22 protein-coding genes are annotated in these 21,183 nt (G+C 59.2%); 17 read left to right on the forward strand and 5 right to left on the reverse strand.

Going from position 1 to position 21,183, the window contains the following annotated elements:
- The first annotated feature begins 50 nt into the window (after positions 1–50).
- The gene (locus BS300_RS18120) at positions 51–506 is read left to right on the forward strand and encodes a hypothetical protein (protein ID WP_071914441.1); all 456 of its coding nucleotides are present in this window, start codon (positions 51–53) and stop codon (positions 504–506) included.
- A 92-nt stretch (positions 507–598) separates the two neighbouring features.
- Here the strand turns inward: BS300_RS18120 and BS300_RS18125 are convergent, their stop codons facing one another.
- Both BS300_RS18125 and queG read right to left on the reverse strand, forming a co-directional pair.
- On the reverse strand, positions 599–1,342 hold the full coding sequence (locus BS300_RS18125; protein ID WP_041210420.1) for an ROK family protein: 744 nt from the start codon (positions 1,340–1,342) through the stop codon (positions 599–601).
- A gap of 111 nt (positions 1,343–1,453) precedes the next feature.
- Positions 1,454–2,608 (reverse strand): tRNA epoxyqueuosine(34) reductase QueG, encoded by a 1,155-nt coding sequence (gene queG / locus BS300_RS18130; RefSeq protein WP_071914444.1) that lies wholly within the window; start codon positions 2,606–2,608, stop codon positions 1,454–1,456.
- A 60-nt stretch (positions 2,609–2,668) separates the two neighbouring features.
- On the opposite strand from queG, the gene BS300_RS18135 reads away from it, so the two are divergent.
- The 10 genes from BS300_RS18135 to BS300_RS18180 all read left to right on the forward strand — a co-directional run bounded on the left by BS300_RS18135 (position 2,669) and on the right by BS300_RS18180 (position 13,122).
- Positions 2,669–4,180 (forward strand): bifunctional ADP-dependent NAD(P)H-hydrate dehydratase/NAD(P)H-hydrate epimerase, encoded by a 1,512-nt coding sequence (locus tag BS300_RS18135; RefSeq protein ID WP_071914446.1) that lies wholly within the window; start codon positions 2,669–2,671, stop codon positions 4,178–4,180.
- A 10-nt stretch (positions 4,181–4,190) separates the two neighbouring features.
- The gene (gene tsaE, locus BS300_RS18140; RefSeq protein ID WP_041210423.1) at positions 4,191–4,664 is read left to right on the forward strand and encodes a tRNA (adenosine(37)-N6)-threonylcarbamoyltransferase complex ATPase subunit type 1 TsaE; all 474 of its coding nucleotides are present in this window, start codon (positions 4,191–4,193) and stop codon (positions 4,662–4,664) included.
- Positions 4,655–6,208, forward strand: coding sequence for an N-acetylmuramoyl-L-alanine amidase (locus BS300_RS18145; RefSeq protein ID WP_071914448.1), 1,554 nt, complete (start codon positions 4,655–4,657; stop codon positions 6,206–6,208). The genes tsaE and BS300_RS18145 overlap by 10 nt, the downstream gene beginning before the upstream one ends.
- Before the next feature lie 17 nt (positions 6,209–6,225).
- A complete protein-coding gene (mutL, locus tag BS300_RS18150) occupies positions 6,226–8,097 on the forward strand; it encodes a DNA mismatch repair endonuclease MutL (RefSeq protein ID WP_071914450.1) in 1,872 nt (623 codons plus the stop codon).
- A complete protein-coding gene (miaA, locus tag BS300_RS18155) occupies positions 8,087–9,016 on the forward strand; it encodes a tRNA (adenosine(37)-N6)-dimethylallyltransferase MiaA (protein ID WP_071914452.1) in 930 nt (309 codons plus the stop codon). Before mutL ends, miaA begins: the two co-directional genes overlap by 11 nt.
- 73 nt (positions 9,017–9,089) lie before the next feature.
- Positions 9,090–9,353, forward strand: a complete 264-nt coding sequence (gene hfq / locus BS300_RS18160) for an RNA chaperone Hfq (protein ID WP_033114894.1) — start codon at positions 9,090–9,092, stop codon at positions 9,351–9,353.
- A 63-nt stretch (positions 9,354–9,416) separates the two neighbouring features.
- On the forward strand, positions 9,417–10,703 hold the full coding sequence (hflX, locus tag BS300_RS18165; protein ID WP_071914454.1) for a ribosome rescue GTPase HflX: 1,287 nt from the start codon (positions 9,417–9,419) through the stop codon (positions 10,701–10,703).
- Positions 10,704–10,795: 92 nt separating this feature from the next.
- Complete coding sequence (gene hflK / locus BS300_RS18170; protein WP_071914456.1) at positions 10,796–11,944, forward strand: FtsH protease activity modulator HflK; 1,149 nt, start codon at positions 10,796–10,798, stop codon at positions 11,942–11,944.
- Between the two features lie 3 nt (positions 11,945–11,947).
- The gene (gene hflC / locus BS300_RS18175; protein ID WP_041210428.1) at positions 11,948–12,832 is read left to right on the forward strand and encodes a protease modulator HflC; all 885 of its coding nucleotides are present in this window, start codon (positions 11,948–11,950) and stop codon (positions 12,830–12,832) included.
- Between the two features lie 98 nt (positions 12,833–12,930).
- A complete protein-coding gene (locus BS300_RS18180; protein ID WP_071914458.1) occupies positions 12,931–13,122 on the forward strand; it encodes a DUF2065 family protein in 192 nt (63 codons plus the stop codon).
- Positions 13,123–13,184: 62 nt separating this feature from the next.
- Here BS300_RS18180 and ispB read toward each other — a convergent pair whose 3' ends face one another.
- On the reverse strand, positions 13,185–14,156 hold the full coding sequence (ispB, locus tag BS300_RS18185; protein WP_071914459.1) for an octaprenyl diphosphate synthase: 972 nt from the start codon (positions 14,154–14,156) through the stop codon (positions 13,185–13,187).
- A gap of 242 nt (positions 14,157–14,398) precedes the next feature.
- Between ispB and rplU the strand changes: the two genes are divergently transcribed.
- The 6 genes from rplU to BS300_RS18215 all read left to right on the forward strand — a co-directional run bounded on the left by rplU (position 14,399) and on the right by BS300_RS18215 (position 19,914).
- A complete protein-coding gene (gene rplU / locus BS300_RS18190) occupies positions 14,399–14,710 on the forward strand; it encodes a 50S ribosomal protein L21 (RefSeq protein WP_005304210.1) in 312 nt (103 codons plus the stop codon).
- A 17-nt stretch (positions 14,711–14,727) separates the two neighbouring features.
- A complete protein-coding gene (gene rpmA / locus BS300_RS18195) occupies positions 14,728–14,985 on the forward strand; it encodes a 50S ribosomal protein L27 (protein WP_005304202.1) in 258 nt (85 codons plus the stop codon).
- 190 nt (positions 14,986–15,175) lie between these two features.
- A complete protein-coding gene (gene cgtA, locus BS300_RS18200; RefSeq protein WP_041210430.1) occupies positions 15,176–16,378 on the forward strand; it encodes an Obg family GTPase CgtA in 1,203 nt (400 codons plus the stop codon).
- 303 nt (positions 16,379–16,681) lie between these two features.
- On the forward strand, positions 16,682–18,052 hold the full coding sequence (locus tag BS300_RS18205) for a YjiH family protein (RefSeq protein ID WP_071914460.1): 1,371 nt from the start codon (positions 16,682–16,684) through the stop codon (positions 18,050–18,052).
- A gap of 144 nt (positions 18,053–18,196) precedes the next feature.
- Complete coding sequence (locus BS300_RS18210) at positions 18,197–19,186, forward strand: luciferase-like monooxygenase (RefSeq protein WP_071914461.1); 990 nt, start codon at positions 18,197–18,199, stop codon at positions 19,184–19,186.
- A 227-nt stretch (positions 19,187–19,413) separates the two neighbouring features.
- Complete coding sequence (locus BS300_RS18215) at positions 19,414–19,914, forward strand: 2TM domain-containing protein (RefSeq protein WP_043851783.1); 501 nt, start codon at positions 19,414–19,416, stop codon at positions 19,912–19,914.
- A 77-nt stretch (positions 19,915–19,991) separates the two neighbouring features.
- Here the strand turns inward: BS300_RS18215 and BS300_RS18220 are convergent, their stop codons facing one another.
- A complete protein-coding gene (locus BS300_RS18220; RefSeq protein WP_043851782.1) occupies positions 19,992–20,813 on the reverse strand; it encodes a symmetrical bis(5'-nucleosyl)-tetraphosphatase in 822 nt (273 codons plus the stop codon).
- Between the two features lie 6 nt (positions 20,814–20,819).
- Complete coding sequence (apaG, locus tag BS300_RS18225; RefSeq protein WP_071914462.1) at positions 20,820–21,182, reverse strand: Co2+/Mg2+ efflux protein ApaG; 363 nt, start codon at positions 21,180–21,182, stop codon at positions 20,820–20,822.
- Position 21,183: the final 1 nt, after the last annotated feature.

The raw sequence follows: 21,183 nt of genomic DNA on the forward strand, positions 1-21,183 counted from the left end.
CTGGCCGTTTTTTATACTGAGGTTGCGGATTTCCCATGGAGGGCAGAGCGATGAGATTCCAACAGATCAAAGAGTTGCTGCACTACCTCGAGCAGGTGCATCACCAGCTAGGTCTCTGTTACCGGCGTCTGGCCAATCAGGTGGATAGCGAACGCTGCCGGATGTTGCTGGTCTATCTGCAAGGGCGGGAGGATGCCGCCAGTGTCCATCTGCAGGAGTACGCCAGCCAGCTGGGCGGCCCGGTGCGGGAGACCTGGCTGGATCAGAGCTTTAGCGAGGACATGTTGCCAGCAATTATGCGCTGCGAGTTGCCTGCTTCAGCCAGAACCGAAGATATCGTTGCCCTGGTTTGCCGCTGGGAGGAGCAGTTGATTGGTGAACTGGGTCATCTGGCCCGGGAGTGCCCGACTCGGAGCACGGCTGAATTGCTGGATAATTTGGCCCGACTGGAACAGACCCGTCTGACCCGCTTGGTGCACGGTGCTCACCAGCTCGATGACTTGTAGCAAAGACTGAGGGTCGATCACCAGATAGAGAGAGGGCCCGGCATTGCTGCTGGGCCCTCTTCGTATCGGGAGCTCATGGCTCCGATGTGCAATCAGCCCTGATGTCGTTCGGCGGCGTAGAGCGCCGCACCGATAATACCGGCCTGGTTGAGACTGGCAGCGGGAATGAGCGGTGCCCGGGTCTCGATGCGATCGACGAACTTCTCCAGTTTGGCTGCGCTGCCGCCGCCCAGAATGAAGAGGTCGGGGGAGAAGAGAAACTCGAGGCGAGCCAGATATTTGTTGAAGCGTTTGCCCCAGCGCCCCCAGGAGAGATCCTCGCGTTTGCGCACTGCGTCGGAGCAGTAGTGCTCGGCAATCATCCCTTCCAGCATCAGATGGCCCAGCTCGGTGTTGGGCAGCAGGTGACCGTTGACGAAGACAGCGGTGCCGATGCCGGTGCCGACCGTGATGAGGATGATAACCCCCTTGCGATCCTTGCCGGCACCAAAACGCATCTCGGCCAGACCGGCGGCGTCGGCATCGTTGAGCACATAGCAGGGCTTGCCGGTGACATCGGCAAACAGGTGCTCGGCATCGGTCTCAATCCAGCTCTTGTCGATGTTGGCCGCGCTCTTGGCAATGCCGTTGTGGATGGTGGCCGGGAAGCCGCAACCCACCGGCCCTTTCCAGTCGAAGTGTTCCACCAGCGCCTTGAGGGTATGGGCAATGGCGGCCGGGGTGGCCGGCTGTGGTGTGGCAATGCGATGGCGCTCGCCAATCAGCTCACCGGTTTCGGTATCGACCAGACAGCCCTTGATCCCCGAGCCTCCAATATCCACTCCCAACATTTGCATCTGTGATGTCCTTTTTGTGTGCCGACCATTGTTGCTCAACCATGGCGTGCTGATCTTTGTGGGTCGGCAGAGCATGAAAAAACTGCTGCAATCCGGCAAGGGGCAGATCACTCAGGCGTGATCCGGCAGACCTTTTTCGATGCAACGGATCAGCAGGCGGGTTTTCTTGTTCGTTTCATCCTGGCGTCTGGCCAGCGTTGCCAGCGCCCATTCAATATGTTCGGCTACCATGGGCTCTGCTTCCGGCAGTGCTTGCTGCAGGGCAGCCATCACTTCCGGGTTGGCCGGGCCGTTGCCAAGGGCTACCGCCAGATTGCGGCGCCAGCGTTGATAGCCGATGCGGCGGATTGGGCTCCCCTCGGTATGTTTGAGGAACTCGGCCTCGCTCCAGCGCCACAGCGCCAGCAGGGGCGGGCGATGCAGGCTGGGGCGGGGGCTGAAATCGGGTTCCGGGCTGGCATCTGCGTAGCGATTCCACGGGCAGATGAGCTGGCAGTCGTCGCAGCCGTAGATGCGGTTGCCCATCAGGGGTCTGAACTCTTCCGGAATAGGGCCATCGTTCTCGATGGTGAGATAGGAGATGCAGCGGCGGCCATCCACCACATAGGGAGCCACAATGGCGCCGGTGGGGCAGATGTTGATGCAGGCGACACACTTGCCGCACTGCTCTTTTTCCACCGGCGCATCGATGGGGAGTGGCAGGCTTACCAGCAGCTCCCCCAAAAAGAAGAAGGACCCGGCTGACTCATTGAGTAGCAGTGAGTGTTTGCCAACCCAGCCGAGGCCCGCTTTGGCGGCCAACGGCCGCTCCAGCACGGGGGCGGAGTCGACGAAGGGGCGCCACTCACCAAGGGGGTCAGATGTGCCTTGAAACAGCTCGGCGTATCGCGCTTCGATTCGGTCACCCAGCTGTTTGAGGCGATTGCGCAGCACCTTGTGGTAGTCGCGGCCGAGGGCGTAGCGGCTGATATAGCCGAGAGTCGGGTCGCGCAGGGTGGCGGCAAAGCCCGCCTCGAAGGGGAGGTAGTTCATTCGCACCGATATAACCCGCAAGGTGCCCGGCAGCAGCTCATGGGGGCGAGCGCGCATCATGCCGTGGCGCGCCATGTAATCCATGCTGCCGTGATAACCGGCGTCCAGCCAGGCCTGCAATTTCGGCTCTTCGGCCCGCAGATCCGTGTCGGTGATGCCAACCTGGTCAAATCCTAGCTCGCTCGCCCAGAGCTTGATATCTTGAGCCAGCTGGTTGAAATCAGGTGTTGTCATGCTGCATGGCATCCCGGCACTTGAGCACTTGGAGCGAAAGAGAGCAGATCGGGAGCCATCATGGTAGAGGTCATCGGGGACGCTTGGTGCAAAAAAGTGGGAAGCAGTCTATCACAGGGGCTGTGGTCGACTGAACAGATCCGCTCGCGAGAGCGGCGCTGGGCCGAGCGTGAGGGGCAACCCCTCTATGCGCTGATGGAGCGGGCAGGGCTGGCGCTGTGCACCTATGCCTGCAGCCACTGGCCCGCGAGCAATTGCTGGTGGATTTTTGTCGGCCCCGGCAACAATGGCGGCGATGGCTATGTGCTGGCCCGCCTTGCCCGTGAACGTGGCCTTGAGCCGGTAGTGATCGCCGCCCGCTCTCCCGACCAACTGGAAGGGGATGCCAGGATCGCCGCCGACAGCTGGCTGGCGGCCGGTGGTGAGGTCTGGCTGGCAGAGCAGTTCGATCAGGCGCTATTTCCTCCTCCCGATCTGGTTGTCGATGCCCTGCTTGGCACCGGTGTCAGTACACCCCTTGCTCCGTTACTGACAAAGATCGTCGCAACAATCAATGAGTTGGCTGCACCTGTGCTGGCGGTCGATCTTCCTTCTGGCCTCAACGGCGATACAGGCAGGATCATGCGGGCTGCCGTGCGGGCGACCCGAACTCTTACCTTTATCGGTATCAAGCAGGGGCTGCTCACCGCTGACGGGGTCGATGTGACCGGTCAGCTCGATTGTGAGCCGCTTGGTGTCATGCCTGATGATGAGATTCACCCCGCAGCATGGCGGCTCGATTATCCGGTGCTGCAATCCTTGCTGACCCCGCGTCAGCGCTCCTCGCACAAGGGTTCCCACGGCAAGGTGTTGCTGGTGGGCGGGGAGTGCGGCATGCAGGGGGCCATTGTGCTCGCCGGCAGGGCCTGTCTGCGGGCTGGCGCCGGTCTGGTGCGAGTCAGCCAGCACCCTGTGTTACCCCCAGTCAGCCTCTATCAGCCTGAATTGATGAGTCTGCGGGAAGAAGATGATAACGGTTGGGCCTCGGTTCGGGTCATTGGCCCCGGGCTGGGTCAGGGGGAGTGGGGCAGACAGCAGTTTGCTCGGCACCTGACCGAACAATTGCCGCTGGTTTTGGACGCCGACGGGTTGAATTGGCTGGCGCAATCTCCCCGCCATCAGGATAATTGGGTGCTCACTCCGCACCCCGGCGAAGCGGCGCGGCTGCTGGGGTGTTCCATTGCCGAGATTGAAGCAGACCGGTTTGCGGCCGTGCGGGCGCTGCAACAGCGTTACGGCGGAGTGGTGCTGCTCAAGGGGGCGGGAACTCTCATCCATGATGGCGAGCGGCTTGCCGTGTGCAATGAAGGCAATCCCGGCATGGCAAGTGGCGGCATGGGCGATCTGTTATCTGGTATAATCGCCGCCCTTTTGGCTCAGGGTTGGTCTGCCACCCTGGCAACCTGGCTGGGGGCCGTGATCCACGGCGAGGCGGCCGATCTGGCTGCTGCTGACGGAGAGCGTGGCATGCTGGCATCAGATCTGCTGCCCTTTATCCGCAAGCTGGTTAATCCCGACACCATAACAAGTTAAAAAGAAGAACATGGCAAAACAGTTGATGATGACACTGCCGGACGAGGCAGCAACAGTGGCTCTGGGAGGCCGTCTGGCAAAGGCTTGCCAGCAGGCGACGACCGTGTTTTTGCACGGGACGCTCGGGGCTGGCAAAACAACCCTGACCCGTGGCTGGGTGCAGGGGCTTGGCCATCAGGGCAAGGTGAAAAGTCCGACTTATACCCTGGTTGAACCCTACGAGCTGGAGGGGTGGCAGGTTTACCACTTCGATCTCTATCGTCTGGCCGATCCGGAAGAGCTGGAATTCATGGGAATTCGCGACTATTTTGCCGCCAATACCCTCTGTCTGGTGGAGTGGTCGGAGAAGGGAGAGGGCTGGTTGCCGGCGCCTGATCTCGAGATCACCCTCACTTATGTAGGCGAGCAGCGCGAAGCTCTGATTGAAGCTCGTTCTGCTACTGGCGAAGCTATTCTGGAACGGTTGTCATCCACGTGCGTTTGATCCTTGCTATTGCTCTCTCCCTGATGGCGTTACCCTCCTGGGCTAATCAGCTCAAGAGCGTGCGGATTTGGCCATCACCTGATAACACCCGGGTGGTACTCGACATGAGCAGCGCCCCCGATTTCAACTATTTCACCCTCACCGGCCCCGATCGGCTGGTGATCGACATGAAAGGGGCGAGCAACGCCACCAATCTGGCGCGGGTCGAGAACAGCAGCGAACTGGTGCGTAAAATTCGTGAAAGTTCGCCGCTGGAGAAGGGGGGGCTGCGTCTGGTGCTCGATCTCAGCTCCGCCATCAAGCCGGTAGTCTTTCCGCTGGCGCCTGCCGGCCCCTATGGTCACCGTCTGGTGATCGACCTTCCCTATGAAGAGAAGCGCTCGGCCGCTGCGGTGCAGTCCACGCCGGTTGGCGGCAAGGGCAAGGGGGTGGTGATTGCCATCGACCCGGGCCACGGTGGTGAAGACCCGGGCTCCATCGGCCCGCGCCGTACCTATGAGAAGCGGGTGACCCTGGCGGTCTCCCAGAAACTGGCGGCACTGATCGACCGCGAGCCGGGCATGCGCGCCGTGCTGACCCGCCGCAGCGACTACTTCGTTGATCTCAACAAGCGTTCCGAGATCGCGCGCAAGGCCAAGGCCGACCTGCTGGTATCGGTGCACGCGGACAGCTTCCACAACTCCACCCCGCGTGGTGCCTCGGTCTGGGTACTCTCGACCAACCGCGCCAACCGCGAGATGGGCAGCTGGCTGGAGAAGCAGGAGAAGCAGGGCGAGCTGCTGGGTGGTGTCGGCAAGGTGTTGGCCGAATCCGATCCCAACCCCTATCTGGCGCAGACCTTCCTCGACCTTTCGATGGACAAGTCCCGTGCCGAGGGTTATGACGTCAGTCGCCAGATCCTGCGCTCGCTGGGCAAGGTGGCACGGCTGCACAAGAGAGCGCCGGAGCACGCCAGTCTGGCGGTACTGAAAGCCCCTGACATTCCCTCTGTGCTGGTTGAGACCGGCTTTATCTCCAACCATGCGGAAGAGCAGCTGCTGGCTACCGCCAGCTATCAGGATCAGCTGGCTCGCGCCATTTTCGAAGGTATCCGCAACTACTACCGTGCTCACCCGACCAAGGGTGCCATGCTCACTGGCAAGGGGGTCGCCAGCGTCCCGGCCGCGACCCATAAACAGGTGGCTGTCAGCAAACCTGCGCCAGCCAGGCAGGTTGCGAGCAAGTCGGCTCCAGTTCAGTCCCAGCCGGTTGTGACCAACCGGATGCCGGCGACGGTGCGCGACAGCGGAAGCGCTTCTGGCAGCTCCTCCGGTGCCGGAGTGATCAAGCCTTATTCCGAGGCGGCCAAAGAGACCGGCGCTCCGGTCACCAGCGTGCAGGAAAACGAGAAGTCGCAGATGATCCGCCATGTGGTCACGCGCGGTCAGAGTCTCTCGCGCCTGGCCGAGAAGTACGGCGTGAGTCAGGCGAGACTGGCGGAGATCAACAAACTCAAGTCACGGGAAATCCAGATAGGGCAGGTGCTCTATATTCCCAAGCAATAACTGAGCGGGAGCTAGCGATGCCGATCCGTATTTTGCCACCTATTCTGGCCAACCAGATTGCCGCCGGAGAGGTGGTGGAGCGGCCCTCCTCCGTGGTCAAGGAGTTGGTGGAAAACAGTCTGGATGCGGGCGCCGACCGGGTCGAAATCGATATCGACAAGGGGGGCGCCAAGCTGATCCGCATCCGTGACAACGGCTGCGGCGTTGCCAAGGATGAGCTGGTGCTGGCGTTGTCGCGCCACGCCACCTCCAAGGTGGCGACCCTCGATGACCTGGAGGGGATCAACAGCCTGGGCTTTCGTGGCGAGGCGCTCGCCTCTATCAGCTCGGTCTCCCGCCTCACCTTCACCTCCCGCACTGCCGAGCAGGGCGAGGCCTGGCAAGCGCAGGCCGAAGGGCGCGAGATGAGCGTTACCGTCAAGCCGGCGGCCCATCCGGTGGGCACCACGGTGGAGGTGGTGGATCTCTTCTTCAATACCCCGGCGCGGCGCAAGTTCATGCGCAGCGAAAAGACCGAGTTTGCCCATATCGACGAGCTGGTGCGCCGCATCGCGCTCTCCCGCTTCGATGTCACCCTGATCCTGCGCCACAACGGCAAGGTGGTGCGCCAGTACAAGGCTGCCAATACGGTGCCGGAGCAGGAGCGGCGTCTTGCTGCCGTCTGCGGTACCCCCTTCATGCACCATGCGTTGGCGGTGGAGAGCGAGCACAGCGACGTGCGTCTGTGGGGCTGGCTGGCGACCCCCGAGGGCGCCAGACCACAGAACGATCTGCAATACACCTATGTCAATGGCCGGATGATGCGCGACAAGCTCATCAATCACGCCATTCGTCAGGCCTATGACGAGCTGCTGCCCGCCGACCGCTTTGCCGCTTATGTGCTCTATATCGAGCTGGATCCCCGTCAGGTGGACGTCAACGTTCACCCTGCCAAGCACGAGGTGCGCTTCCATCAGGCGCGGCTGATCCACGACTTTATCTTTCAGGCACTCTTTACCGCCTTGCGCCGCGAAGGCCGCGCCGTCAACGAGCAAGAGAAGCCGCTGGCCGAGACGCTGGTCGAGCTGCCGGCCAGCCCGCAGATTGAATATCCCGGTCAGGCACCGCGTACCGAGTGGTATGGCGCCGAACACAGCTATCGGGCACCGGCGCAGGTGCGGGAAGGGAGCGGTGGTGGTGCAGGCCGGGTCAGCAACTATCAACCACCCGAGCCGCCGAGCCGGGAGGCGATGCGTGGCATGGGTGCCCTGCTTACCACGCTGCCCGTTGCCACAACCGTTTCAGCTCCCGAGCCGGGTGTTGCCACTCAGACTGTTTCAAAACAGGGCGGGTGCCGGGCACTGACTCTGGTGGAGCAGGCTTATCTGCTGTTCGAGCGGGATGGTCAGCTGGCGCTGCTTTCACTCGTACGCGCCGAGCGTTTGCTGCTGCGCCACTGGCTGCTGGAGACCTGGGGCCAGGGGCTGGCAGCCCAGCCGCTGCTCTTGCCGGTTTCCTTCAAGCTGCCGAAGAACCTGAGTTCGCTGGTAGAAGAGCAGGAGCGACTGCTGAAACGGATGGGGCTGGAGTTGAAAAGTGGGGGGCGCGACACCATGATCCTGACGCGGGTGCCTGCTCTGCTGCGTCAGACCGATCTGGTGCGTCTGTTACCCGAATTGCTGCAAATTATCGAGGGCGGATCTGACAGTGATGCTGGCCAGCAGGCTGAAGTATTATGCCAATGGCTGGTGGAGCAGGGGATAAGCCGCGAAAAAATATACGATTTTTCAACTGCCAGTCGTCTGCTGACGGAACTTGTGGCCGATTTCAGTGACCAACTGGCAGATATTCGCATGGCCCGCCCGCTCTCGCTGGCGGCTGTGCTTGAGGAGTTTGAACATGGCGAGTGACTTGCCGACCGCAATTTTTTTGATGGGGCCGACGGCCTCCGGCAAGACGGATCTCGCCATTGAACTGTGTCAGGTGTTGCCCTGCGACATCATCAGCGTCGATTCGGCTCTGATCTATCGCGGCATGGACATAGGCACCGCCAAGCCGACCGCCGATGAACTGGCTCGGGCCCCGCACCGGCTGATCGATATTCTCGATCCCGTTATGAGCTATTCGGCAGCCGATTTTTGCAAGGATGCCCTGCGAGAGATGAAAGAGATCGCCGACCGCGACCGCATTCCGCTGCTGGTGGGCGGTACCATGCTCTATTTCAAGGCGTTGCTGGAAGGACTTTCTCCGCTCCCTTCTGCCGACCCCGTCATTCGGGCCGGAATAGAAGAGGAGGCTGCCCGTCTTGGCTGGCAGGCGCTGCATGACGAGCTGGTGCGTATCGATCCGGTCGCCGGGGCGCGTATTCATCCCAATGACCCGCAACGGCTCAGTCGGGCGCTCGAGGTTTACCGCATTAGCGGCAAGACCCTCACCGAGCTGACCCAGGTACAGGGGGAGGGGCTGCCCTATCGGGTACAGCAGTTTGCCATCGCCCCGAGCGATCGCGCCGTGCTGCATCAGCGGATCGAACAGCGTTTCGACAAGATGCTGCAGGGGGATTTCGAGCAGGAGGTGCGGGCTTTGATGGCTCGTGGCGATCTGACCCCAGATCTCCCCTCCATTCGCTGTGTAGGTTATCGCCAAATGTGGGACTACCTGAACGGCGAGATAGAGTATGATGAGATGCGTTATCGTGGCATTGTTGCCACTCGCCAGTTGGCAAAACGGCAGATGACCTGGTTGCGCGGTTGGGCCGATGTGACCTGGCTGGAATCCGGTGAGTCTGACAACCTCGCCCGCGTGCTTGCTCGCGCTGGTGCGGCTTGACACTCCCTGTATAATCAGGTTGTTATATTGAATATCCGGTGTTTAAAAACAACAAACTATAAGGAAAAGAAAAATGGCTAAGGGGCAATCTCTCCAAGACCCGTTTTTGAATGCGCTGCGCCGTGAGCGGATTCCTGTTTCTATCTATTTGGTGAACGGCATCAAACTGCAAGGTCAAATCGAGTCCTTCGACCAGTTTGTCATTCTGCTGAAGAACACCGTGAGCCAGATGGTCTACAAGCATGCCATCTCTACCGTGGTTCCGGCCCGTGCCGTCAACCATCATCAGCAGGCTGCCGGTGGCGCCGGTGATGAACAGGGTGATGCCGAGGCGTGATATCCCGGGGCGAGTCGACTCGCCAACTCAGATTCATCATGAAACCTGTTAAGGAGCAAGCGCTTGTTTGACCGTTATGAAGCTGGCGAACAGGCCGTTCTGGTGCACGTCAACTTCAGTGATGAGGGTGAGCGGGAGGATCTGGAAGAGCTCAAGATGCTGGTGAGCTCGGCTGGCGTCAATGCACTGGGTGTCATCACCACCAGCCGCAGTGCGCCCAGCGCCAAGTATTTTGTCGGCAGTGGCAAGGCTGAAGAGATTGCGTACCAGGTCCAGATGCTGGATGCCGACGTCGTCATCTTCAACCATGCCCTGACCCCTGCCCAGGAGCGTAACCTGGAGCGTCTGTTCCAGTGCCGGGTAGTGGATCGCACCGGTCTGATCCTTGATATCTTCGCCCAGCGCGCCCGTACCCATGAAGGTAAACTGCAGGTCGAACTGGCCCAGTTGCGTCATCTTTCTACCCGTCTGGTTCGAGGCTGGACCCACCTTGAACGTCAAAAAGGCGGGATCGGCTTGCGTGGCCCGGGTGAAACCCAGCTTGAAACCGACCGACGCCTGTTGCGCGAGCGCATCAAAGCGATTTTGCGCAGGCTCGACAAGGTGGCCAAACAGCGGGAGCAGGGGCGACGTGCCCGCAACCGCAATGAAGTACCGACAGTTTCTCTGGTTGGTTACACAAACGCCGGAAAGTCCACTTTGTTCAACCAACTTACAGCTGCCAGCGTGTATGCTGCCGACCAGTTGTTCGCAACCCTTGATCCGACGCTGCGTAAATTGGTGATCCGGGATGTGGGCGATGTGATTTTGGCCGACACGGTTGGATTTATTCGACACTTGCCCCATGATCTGGTCGCAGCATTCAAAGCGACCCTGCAGGAGACTCGCGAAGCGGACCTGCTGCTCCATGTGGTGGATTGTGCCGATGAGCAGATGCAGGAGAATATCGACTCCGTGCAACAGGTGCTGGCTGAAATCGAGGCAGATGACCGTCCCCAGCTAATGATCTGCAACAAGATCGACAAGCTGGCCGATCGCCCGGCGGGTCTGGAGCGGGATGAGGAAGGTCGTCCGGTGCGGGTCTGGCTGTCTGCCCAGACTGGCGAGGGGTGTGAGTATCTGTTTGCGGCGCTGACCGAATTGCTGGCTGGCTCCATGGTGCACCACACCCTGCAACTGCCGCCTTCTGCTGCGAGATTGCGCAGTGCGCTCTATCAGTTGAAAGGGATCGAGCAGGAAGGTTTTAGCGAGGAAGGGGATTTTGTGCTGGAAGTCCGCCTGCAACTGGCTGACTGGAACCGCCTCGTGAAACAGGAAGGTGAGAATTTACAACGCTTTATCAGGCATTGATCCGTTGATGAGGATAACCGCCTGGCGGTTTCGTCAACGAGCAGTGACCCGATAGAGATGATATCCATCTGCATGTATTAATGGAGACGCTGATGGCTTGGAATGAGCCTGGTAACAACGGCAAAGACCGTGACCCCTGGGGGAATAACGGCAAGAATCAGGGGCCCCCTGATCTGGACGAGATGCTGCGCAAAATGAGTCGTCGCTTTGGCGGCCTGTTTGGCAGTGGCAAATCTGGCGGCGATGTAGGCCGCTTTGGTATCTCCATCGCGCTGGTTGTCGCCGTGGTGGTATGGGTCGTGAGCGGCTTCTATACCATTCGTGAAGCCGAGCGTGGCGCTGTGCTGCGCTTTGGCAAGTTTTCCCATATCGTCGAGCCGGGCCTGCGCTGGAAGCCGACTTTCATCGATCAGGTGATCCCGGTGGACGTTGAGTCCGTGCGTTCCCTGCCTGCGTCCGGCTTTATGCTGACTCAGGACGAGAACGTGGTACGGGTCGAGATGGACGTGCAGTATCGTGTCGTCAATCCGGAGCAGTACCTGTTCAGCGTGACCAATGCCGACGAGAGTCTGAGTCAGGCTACCGATAGCGCCCTGCGTTACGTGGTTGGCCACACCAAGATGGATGATGTGCTGACCACTGGTCGTGAAAAAGTGCGTCAGGAGACCTGGCAGGTGATCGATGGCATCATCGAGCCTTACCAGATGGGTCTGCAGATTGTCGACGTCAACTTCCTGCCGGCGCGTCCGCCGGAAGAGGTGAAGGATGCGTTCGATGACGCCATCTCCGCTCAGGAAGATGAGCAGCGTTTCATCCGCGAAGCGGAAGCCTATGCCCGTGAAGTCGAGCCCAAGGCCCGTGGTCAGGTGAAGCGTCTGGAGCAGGAAGCCGAAGCGTACAAGTCCCAGATCGTGCTGAAAGCACAGGGTGAAGTGGCCCGTTTCAACGAGCTGCTGCCCCAGTATCAGGCTGCGCCCGAGCTGACTCGCAACCGTATCTACCTGGAAACCATGGAAGAGCTCTATCAGCAGGCCAACAAGGTCATTGTTGATATGCCGGCTGGCAACAACAGCATGATCTATCTGCCGCTCGACAAGCTGACTGGCAAGCCGGCAGCTGCTCAGCAGGCTCGTCCTGCGACTGTGCCGGTAGCAGAGCCTGCGCCAGTTCCCAACGAGGGTGCCAACTCCACTCCGATGCCGCTGCGTAGCGGTGACCGCTTCAGCTCAGGGAGAAACTGATAGATGAAAAAGCTAGCTATTGGTGCAATCGCTGTGGCTGCCATGGTCTGCTTCTCCTCTGTCTTTATCGTTGATGAAGGTCAGAAGGGGATCGTGGTGCAGTTTGGCAAGGTGAAGCGGGTTGATTCCGGTGAGCCCCGTCTCTATGAGCCGGGTCTGCACTTCAAGGTGCCGCTCATCGATCAGGTTCGCAAGATGGATGCCCGTATCCAGACCATCGACAGCCAGGCCGACCGTTTCGTCACCTCCGAGAAGAAAGACCTGATCATCGACTCCTACGTGAAGTGGAAGATAGAGGACTTCTCCAAGTACTACCTGGCAACCGGTGGTGGCAACAAACTGCAGGCAGAAGATCTGCTCAAGCGCAAGATCAACAACGGTCTGCGCTCCGAAATCGGTAACCGTACCATCAAGGATATCGTCTCCGGTGAGCGCAGTACCGTGATGGAAGATGCCCTGAAGAAGATGGCGCGCTCCTCCGAGCTCGGCATCAAGGTGGTGGATGTGCGGATCAAGCAGATCAACCTGCCGGTGGAAGTCTCCAACTCCATCTATCAGCGGATGCGTGCCGAGCGTACTGCGGTGGCCCGTGAGCATCGTTCACAGGGTCGCGAGAAGGCCGAGATCCTGCGCGCCGATATCGACCGTAAGGTAACCGTCATGCTGGCGGATGCCGAGAGTAATGCGCGTCAGTTGCGTGGTGAAGGTGATGCGGAAGCGGCCAAGATCTATGCCGAAAGCTACAAGAAAGACCCCGAGTTTTTCAGCTTCGTGCGCAGCATGGAGGCCTATCGCAAGAGCTTCACCGGCGGCAACGAGCTGATGGTGCTCAAGCCGGACAGCGAATTCTTCCGCTATCTCAAGTCTCCTCACGGTACCAAGCAGTAATCGCCGGAGTTTGTCTTGCCAAGGGCCTGCATTGTCAGGCCCTTTTATTTGTCTGCCAAACCATCGGATAAGGTGGTTTTTGACGGGAGAAGGGCACAATGATGACATCCATACTGACAGGGATTGGCCTGTTGCTGTTGTTTGAAGGGCTCGGGCCATTGCTGATGCCAAAAGGGTGGCAGCAGATGCTGCGACTGCTGAGCGATCAGCCGGCGGAGCAGCTGCGCCGTATCGGCGGTTCGCTGGTTGTTGCAGGCACAGTGATCCTCTGGATGGTGAGCCGCTGGTAGCAAACGCATAAACAACAAGAGGCCCATATGGCCTCTTGTTGTTTATGAAAACAGTGACGATATCAGGCGCTGCGCTGCACGGCCATGTGAGCCAGTGTTTCCAGAGCCAGCTTGTGCTGGGAGTCAGGCAGAATGGCGAGGGCGGCAATGGCCTTGTCAGCCTCTTCGCGAGCCCGCATGCGGGAGTATTCCAGCGCACCGGTACGATCGAGAATGGCCAGGATCTGGTCGAGGTGTTCCATGCCGTTGCGGTGCTCGATGGCATCGCGTACCAGCTGACGTTCCTCGGGCGAACCCACTTCCATGGCACGCAGCAGCGGTAGGGTCGGTTTGCCTTCGGCCAGATCGTCGCCGACATTCTTGCCCATCTCTTCGCTTTGAGAGCAGTAGTCCATCACGTCGTCGATGATCTGGAAGGCGGTGCCCAGATACTTGCCGTAATCGGTCATCGCCTGCTCGACGGGCGCGGGCTGATGAGTCAGCACTGCGGCGAGGCGGGTCGCGGCTTCAAACAGCTTGGCGGTCTTGCAGTAGATGACCGTCATATAGCTCTGTTCGGTGGTATCCGGATCGTTGCAGTTCATCAGCTGCAACACTTCCCCTTCGGCGATGGTGTTGGTGGCATCGGAGAGGATCTCCATCACCCGCAGGTTGGAGAGCTCGGCCATCATCTGGAAGGAGCGGCTGTAGAGGTAGTCACCCACCAGAACGCTTGCCGCATTGCCGAACAGAGCGTTGGCCGTTTCGCGGCCACGGCGCAGGTCGGATTCATCGACCACGTCGTCATGCAGCAGGGTAGAGGTGTGGATAAATTCAATAATGGCGGCCAGTTTCAGGTGATCCTCACCTTCGTAGCCCAAGGCGCGAGCAGCCATCACAGTCAGCATGGGGCGCATCCGCTTGCCGCCAGCACTGACAATATAGAAACCCAGCTGATTGATCAGACTAACGTCGGACTGGAGTCGGGCCAGGATCAGTTCATTGACCGCCGTCATGTCGGCGGCACAGAGCGCACGGATAGTCTGTTGGTCCATAAGTCTCGTAACGTGACAGCAGCAATAACTGCGATTTTTAGTAATGCTGGGGATTCTACACGATTTCACAATGGGTTACAGTTAAGCGTTTATCCACGGCGGCAGATATGCGCACAAAATAAACTTTTTGCGAAAATGGCCTTGCCTGAGCAGATCGATTTGCGTAGAATGCCCGCCCATTGTTATAGGTTTTTGTGCATGTCTGCCTTGAGCAAAAGACATGCCTTTACGGAGTTAATCAAATGTACGCGGTATTCCAAAGCGGCGGAAAACAACACCGTGTGGCCGAAGGTCAAATCGTTCGTCTGGAAAAGCTGAACGTTGAGACTGGCGCTACCATCGACTTCAACGAAGTTCTGATGGTTGCTGCAGGCGACACTTTTAAAGTAGGAGCTCCTTTCGTTGAAGGTGGCAAGGTTGTAGCTGAAGTTGTGGCTCACGGCCGTGGCGAGAAAGTGACTATCGTCAAGTTCCGTCGTCGTAAGCACCACCGTAAGCAAGCGGGCCACCGTCAGTGGTTCACTGAAGTCAAAATCACTGGCATCAGCGCTTAATTAGAGGAGTCCGATAGATGGCACACAAAAAAGCTGGCGGTTCATCCCGCAACGGTCGCGATTCTGAAGCCAAACGCCTGGGCGTGAAGCGCTTCGGCGGCGAAACAGTTCTGGCTGGCAGCATCATCGTTCGTCAGCGCGGCACCAAGTTCCACGCAGGTGAGAACGTTGGTCTGGGCAAGGACCACACCCTGTTCGCTACCGCGAACGGCAAGGTGCAGTTCGAAGTTAAAGGTCCGCTGAACCGTAAGTACGTTAGCATCGTTGCTGAGTAATTACGGACCGCAAGGATCCGAAGCCCCGCCAACAGGCGGGGCTTTTGTTTTTCCGAAATGATGACGAAAAAACGGAACGCAGATGACCCGGGCGCAGAGATGGCTCGGTGAGGCAAGATGCGTATCGCCCGCAGGGGTCTGTACCACTATAATTGCGTATCGGTTTTTCGAATTAAGGTGACGGTTACCTATGAAGTTTGTTGATGAAGTCCAGATTCGAGTCGATGCCGGTGACGGTGGTAACGGTTGTGTAAGCTTTCGCCGTGAAAAATATATTCCCAACGGTGGTCCGGATGGTGGCGATGGTGGTGACGGTGGCGACGTGTATCTGGTTGCCGACGAGAACCTCAACACCCTGATCGACTACCGTTTTGAGCGCTTCCATGCCGCTGAACGTGGCGAGAATGGCCAGAGCGCCAACTGTACCGGTCGCCGTGGCAAGGACAAAATCCTGCGCGTGCCGGTCGGTACCCGTGCGACCGACGAAGATACCGGCGAGCTGCTGGGTGACCTGACTCACCACGAGCAGAAGCTGCTGGTCGCCAAGGGCGGCTTCCACGGTCTTGGCAATACCCGCTTCAAGAGCTCGGTCAACCGGGCGCCGCGCCAGAAGAGCAACGGTACTCCGGGTGAAGTGCGTACCCTGAAGCTGGAGCTGCTGCTGCTGGCTGACGTCGGTATGCTGGGTCTGCCGAATGCCGGCAAGTCCACCTTCATCCGCGCCGTATCAGCCGCTCGTCCGAAAGTGGCTGACTATCCCTTTACTACCCTGGTGCCGAACCTGGGCGTAGTACGTGGCGAGAACTCACGCTCCTTCGTGATCGCCGATATCCCGGGTCTGATCGAGGGGGCCGCCGAAGGTGCGGGCCTCGGGATCCGCTTCCTGAAACACCTCGAGCGCTGCCGCGTATTGATCCATCTGGTGGATATCTGCCCGGTTGATGGTTCCGATCCGGCCGAAAATGCCGTGACCATCGTGCGCGAGCTGGAGAAGTACAGCCCCGAGCTGGCTGGCAAGCCGCGCTGGCTGGTGTTCAACAAGATGGACCTGATTCTGGAAGAAGAGGCTCAGGAGGTGATGGACCGCGTGAAAGCCGCCCTCAACCATGAAGGGCCGGTCTACGCCATCACTGCCATCAGCAAGGAAGGGACCAAGAAGGTCTGCTACGACATTCTGGATCTGCTGGATACCATGCCCCGTCAACTGGAGCAGGATGCCAAAGAGGCGATCGAGAAAGTGGAGTTCAAGTGGGATGACTACCACAAGAACCAGCTGGCCAAGGCCGAAGCGGAAGCGCTTGCCGCCTCCATGGCCTTCGACGAGAGCCTCGATGATGATGACTGGGATGACGAAGATGATGATGGCGTGGAAGTGATCTACGTCCGCGATTGATTTCGTTGTTCTTTGCCAAAAACCGGAGCCTGCAGAGGCTCCGGTTTTTTTATGGCTGGCGCCTGGTCTCTGTTGTCTCTACCTGATTAGCTTGGGGCGGGCCGAGTGTTTAGTGAATTAATATTCTGTCAGCTGCCTGTTTACCCGTTCACGCCGGTTTTATTTGGGTATTTATTCGTTAATTAATCTGAAATTGCTTTTTTAATCCATTCTATTGGGATATTCTTGCGCCCCGTTTGGCTGGATGTGCATGAATATGCGCATTATCCGGCATAAGTTTTAGCTATGTCAGGGCAGTAGATTATGTTGGAAAAGAGTCTGGAAGCGCCTGCGGTCAATACCCGCCGCAATCTGTTGATGTTCTTGATCCCCTCGCTGATCGGGATCCTGTTGTTCATGACTCCGGTACTTTATGACGGGAATGTCACCATTCCGGTAGCCGTGCTGGCCAAGCTGGTTCAGCGGGTGTTTGCCGACTATCTGGTCGCCATGGTCAGCGCGGTGATCACTACTACCATGCTGATGACCGTCATCGCCTGGTTGTTCAAACCGGCGATCCTGGTGCACCGTCCTTTCCTCAACAGCCTGTTTAACGTCTCTCCCTTCTGGGCCTGTGTGCGGGTGCTGGGCGGGATCTTCGTACTGCTGACCTTCTTCCAGACCGGGCCTGAAGTGCTACACTCCGGCGCAACCGGCGGGCTGGTGCTCAACGATCTGCTACCAGTGCTCTTCTCGGTCTTCATTTTTGCCGGCCTGCTGCTGCCGTTGTTGCTCGATTTCGGGCTGCTGGAGTTCGTCGGCACCATGATGACCCGCATCATGCGCCCGGTGTTCCGTCTGCCGGGTCGCTCCGCCGTGGACTGTTTTGCCTCCTGGCTGGGGGATGGTAGCGTCGGCATTCTGCTCACCAGCAAGCAGTACGAAGGGAAGTTTTATACCCAGCGGGAAGCTGCCGTCATTGGTACCACCTTCTCTGCCGTCTCCATCACCTTCTGTCTGGTGGTGATCTCTCAGGTGAAGCTGGAGCACATGTTTGTGCCCTTCTATCTGACCGTCTGTTTGGCCGGTGTGGTTGCGGCCATCGTGGTACCACGCCTGCCCCCGCTCTGCTGGAAGAGGGATGTCTATATCGATGGCACCCCCTTGTGCCGCAAGCAGGAGTCTGTACCGCATCAACACAGTGTGCTGAGCTATGGTCTTGAGCGTGCCCTGACCAAGGCGGAGAAGATGACCGATCTCGGCGCTGTGGTGCGGGAAGGGGTGAAGAACGCGCTGGACATGGTGTTTGGCGTGCTGCCAGTGGTGATGGCGATCGGTACTTGTGCCCTGATGCTGGCTGAACATACCCCCGTCTTCAACTGGCTGGGTGCGCCGTTCGTTCCCTTGCTCGAACTGCTGCAACTGCCGGAGGCCGAAGCGGCCGCCAAGACCATCATGGTCGGGTTTGCCGACATGTTTATCCCGGCTGTGCTGGCATCCAGCATCGAGAGCGAGATGACCCGCTTCGTCATCGCGGCCATGTCGGTGACCCAGCTTATCTATATGTCTGAAGTGGGCGCGCTGTTGCTGGGCAGCAAAATTCCGGTCAAGTTGTGGGAGCTCTTTATTATCTTCCTGATGCGCACTCTGGTGACCCTGCCGGTAATTGCCGGTATGGCTCATCTGCTGTTCTGATACAGACTGCCATAGCCTTAAGGCCACTCCCTATGGAGTGGCCTTTTGCTATCTGGCGTTTGCCACGGCAGAAAGTGTTCCGTTCGAACATCTCATGGTAGAGTGCCCCTCTGTTAGCAAATTGTGATGCAACGGAGTGTATTTATGTCTGCCATTCCCTATTCCCTTCTCGATCTGGTGCCGGTTGCCGAGGGTTCCCATCCTGCCGAATCGTTCCACCATTCGCGCGATCTGGCACAACATGCCGAGCGTTGGGGTTACCATCGCTACTGGCTGGCCGAACACCACAACATGCCGGGTATTGCCAGTGCAGCGACATCTGTGTTGATCGGCCATCTTGCCGGGGCAACCAGCACCCTGCGGATCGGGGCGGGTGGCATCATGCTGCCGAACCACTCGCCGTTGGTCATTGCCGAGCAGTTTGGCACCCTGGCTTCTCTCTATCCCGACCGCATCGATCTCGGCCTTGGTCGCGCCCCCGGTACCGATCAGCGCACCATGCGGGCCCTCAGACGCCAACGCAGTGGTGAGGTGGATGAGTTCCCGGCCGATGTCCGCGAGCTGATGAGCTACTTTGGCGACGAGATTGGCGCGGTGCAGGCGGTGCCCGGGCAGGGACTGCATCTGCCCATCTGGCTGCTGGGCTCCAGCCTCTACAGTGCCCAACTGGCTGCGGCGATGGGCTTGCCGTTCGGTTTTGCCTCCCATTTTGCGCCAGCCATGTTGCTGCAAGCACTTGAGCTCTATCGCAACCAGTATCGCCCTTCTGCTCGCTGGCCCAAGCCCCATGCGGTGGTCTGCATCAACATGATCGCCGCCGACAGCGAGCGGGAGGCGCGCTTCCAGTTCACTACATTGCAGCAGCAGTTCCTGCGCCTCCATCGTGGCGATGCGGGCAAGCTGCCAGCACCGGTTGCCGAGTTGGGCGAGCAATGGTCGCCGCGCGAGCTGATGGCGATGGAGCAGACCCTTGCCCGCTCTCTGGTGGGCGATCCGGAGCAGATCCGCCATGGCCTCAAAGCGTTGCTGGCGGAAACCCGAGCCGATGAGCTGATGTTCAACGGTCCCATCGTCGATCATCAGGCTCGCTTGCGCTCTTTCGAGATCGCAGCCGGGTTGATGCGGGATCTATAAGCTCGCCTCCCCGCATACAAAGGCGCTATCTTGCAGAGAGAGTCTGGTGTCGCCCCGCTGTCAGATTTTCGCAAGGGGGCTGTTGGGGAACCGGATCCCGGATATCAAGCCTTTATCTAATGTACTGAATTAAAAGGAAAGTCAGGTTGGTGTCAGGCTGCTGTCGTGTCGCGTGCCACCCTCCAGCCCCTATTCTGGTTCCGTCAAGCAACCACAAGGAGTTCGAGATGATCGTCAGGAAGTTGAGATTGCAGCGGGGCTGGTCACAGGAGCAGTTGGCAGCCTTTACCGGCCTGAGCGTTCGCACCATTCAGCGGATCGAGCAGGGTCAGCAACCCGGACTGGAATCCCTCAAGGCCCTGGCCGCCGTCTTTGAGCTCGATGTGGCGCAACTGGACGGCACACGGCAACAGGAGCATGAGATGAGAGGGAGTGACACGATGGAACAGGATGGATTGCAGGTCTCGGCTGAGGAGCGGGCCGCCATGAAGTATGTGGAGGGGCTCAAGGGCTTCTATCACCATGTCGCCAGCTATCTGCTGGTGATTGGCGGGTTGTTTGCCATCAACTACCTGAGCAACCCCGGGTATATCTGGGCCTGGTGGCCGGCATTGGGGTGGGGATTGGGGTTGGCGTCCCATGCCATTCGGATATTCGAGCCTTTCAAACTGTTTGGCCCGGAGTGGGAGCGACGCCAGATCGAGAAACGGTTGGGGCGCAAGTTGTAACCAGAGCTGTTGTGGAAAAAGAGAGCCCGGCAAGTTGCCGGGCTCTCTTTTTGGTTCAGGTCTTTGCAATCACTGCCCTAGCTGGCGTGAGTGGGGCAGGGGGTGGCAAAGAGGGCATCATCCTCATAGCGCCACAGAGTGAGGCTGTTGCCCCAGACACAGCCGGTATCGAGCGCCTTTATATCGCTCTTGCCGGTGTTGCCCATCAGGGCCGCCCAGTGGCCGAACACCAGAATGGGGTCATCCACGTGATGCTCGCGCTGCTCGAACCAGGGGCGCAGCCCCGGGGTCGACTCTTTGGGGCCCTTCTTGCATTTGAAGTCGAGCCGACCATCGAAGTAGCAGAAGCGCATCCGGGTGAAGGTGTTGATGATGTAGCGGTAGCGGTCGATCCCGACCAGATCATCTTTCCAGCCATCCGGCTGATCGCCATACATGTTGTGCAGTAGCCACAGGTACTGATCGCCACGCAGCAGGCTCTCTACCTCGCGGGCGCAGTTGCGGGCGGTGCGGGCATCCCACGCCGGAGAGATACCGGCATGCACCATCATGATGGGCAGGTCGGGGTGTTCGGCCAGCAGCGGGCGGTGGCGCAGCCACTCCAGCAGTTCGTCCCGATCCGGCGCATCCATCAGGCTCTGCAGCTTGTCTTTCTTCTTGAGCGGTGCAACGCCATTGGCCACCGCCAACAGGTGCAGGTCGTGGTTACCGAGCACGGTAATGGCACGGTTGCCCAGATCCTTGACGAATCGCAATGTGTTGAGCGAGTCCGGGCCGCGGGCGACCAGATCGCCGCAGAGCCAGAGCACGTCATTTTCGGGATCGAACTTGGCAAGATCCAGCAGACGGCGCAAGTCGTCGTAACAGCCCTGGATGTCACCGACAAAACAGTTCGCCATGAAACCTCAGTTGATAATGTTGGGGATGGCCAGCGTGAAGGGGGCGACGGGCGCCTCAAACTGCTGGCCAGAGCCATCTTGCAGGGTGTAACTCCCCTCCATCACTCCGAGCGGTGTCGCCAGCGGCACGCCGCTCTGGTAGCGGTAGGTCTCTCCCTCGGCAATAAGGGGTTGCTCCCCGACCACGCCGGGGCCCGAGACTTCCTGCATCTTGCCATTGGCATCGGTGATGAGCCAGCGCCGATGCAGCAGCTGCACCGGGCCGGGCCCCAGATTCTCAATCTCGATAAGATAGTGAAACTGGTAGGGGTCTTTGCTATCCGCCACATACGAGGGGTATGGGCGGACAACGATGTGCGGGAGCGACACC

Source organism: Aeromonas sp. SCS5 (assembly GCF_001887375.1).
GTDB lineage: Bacteria > Pseudomonadota > Gammaproteobacteria > Enterobacterales > Aeromonadaceae > Aeromonas > Aeromonas jandaei.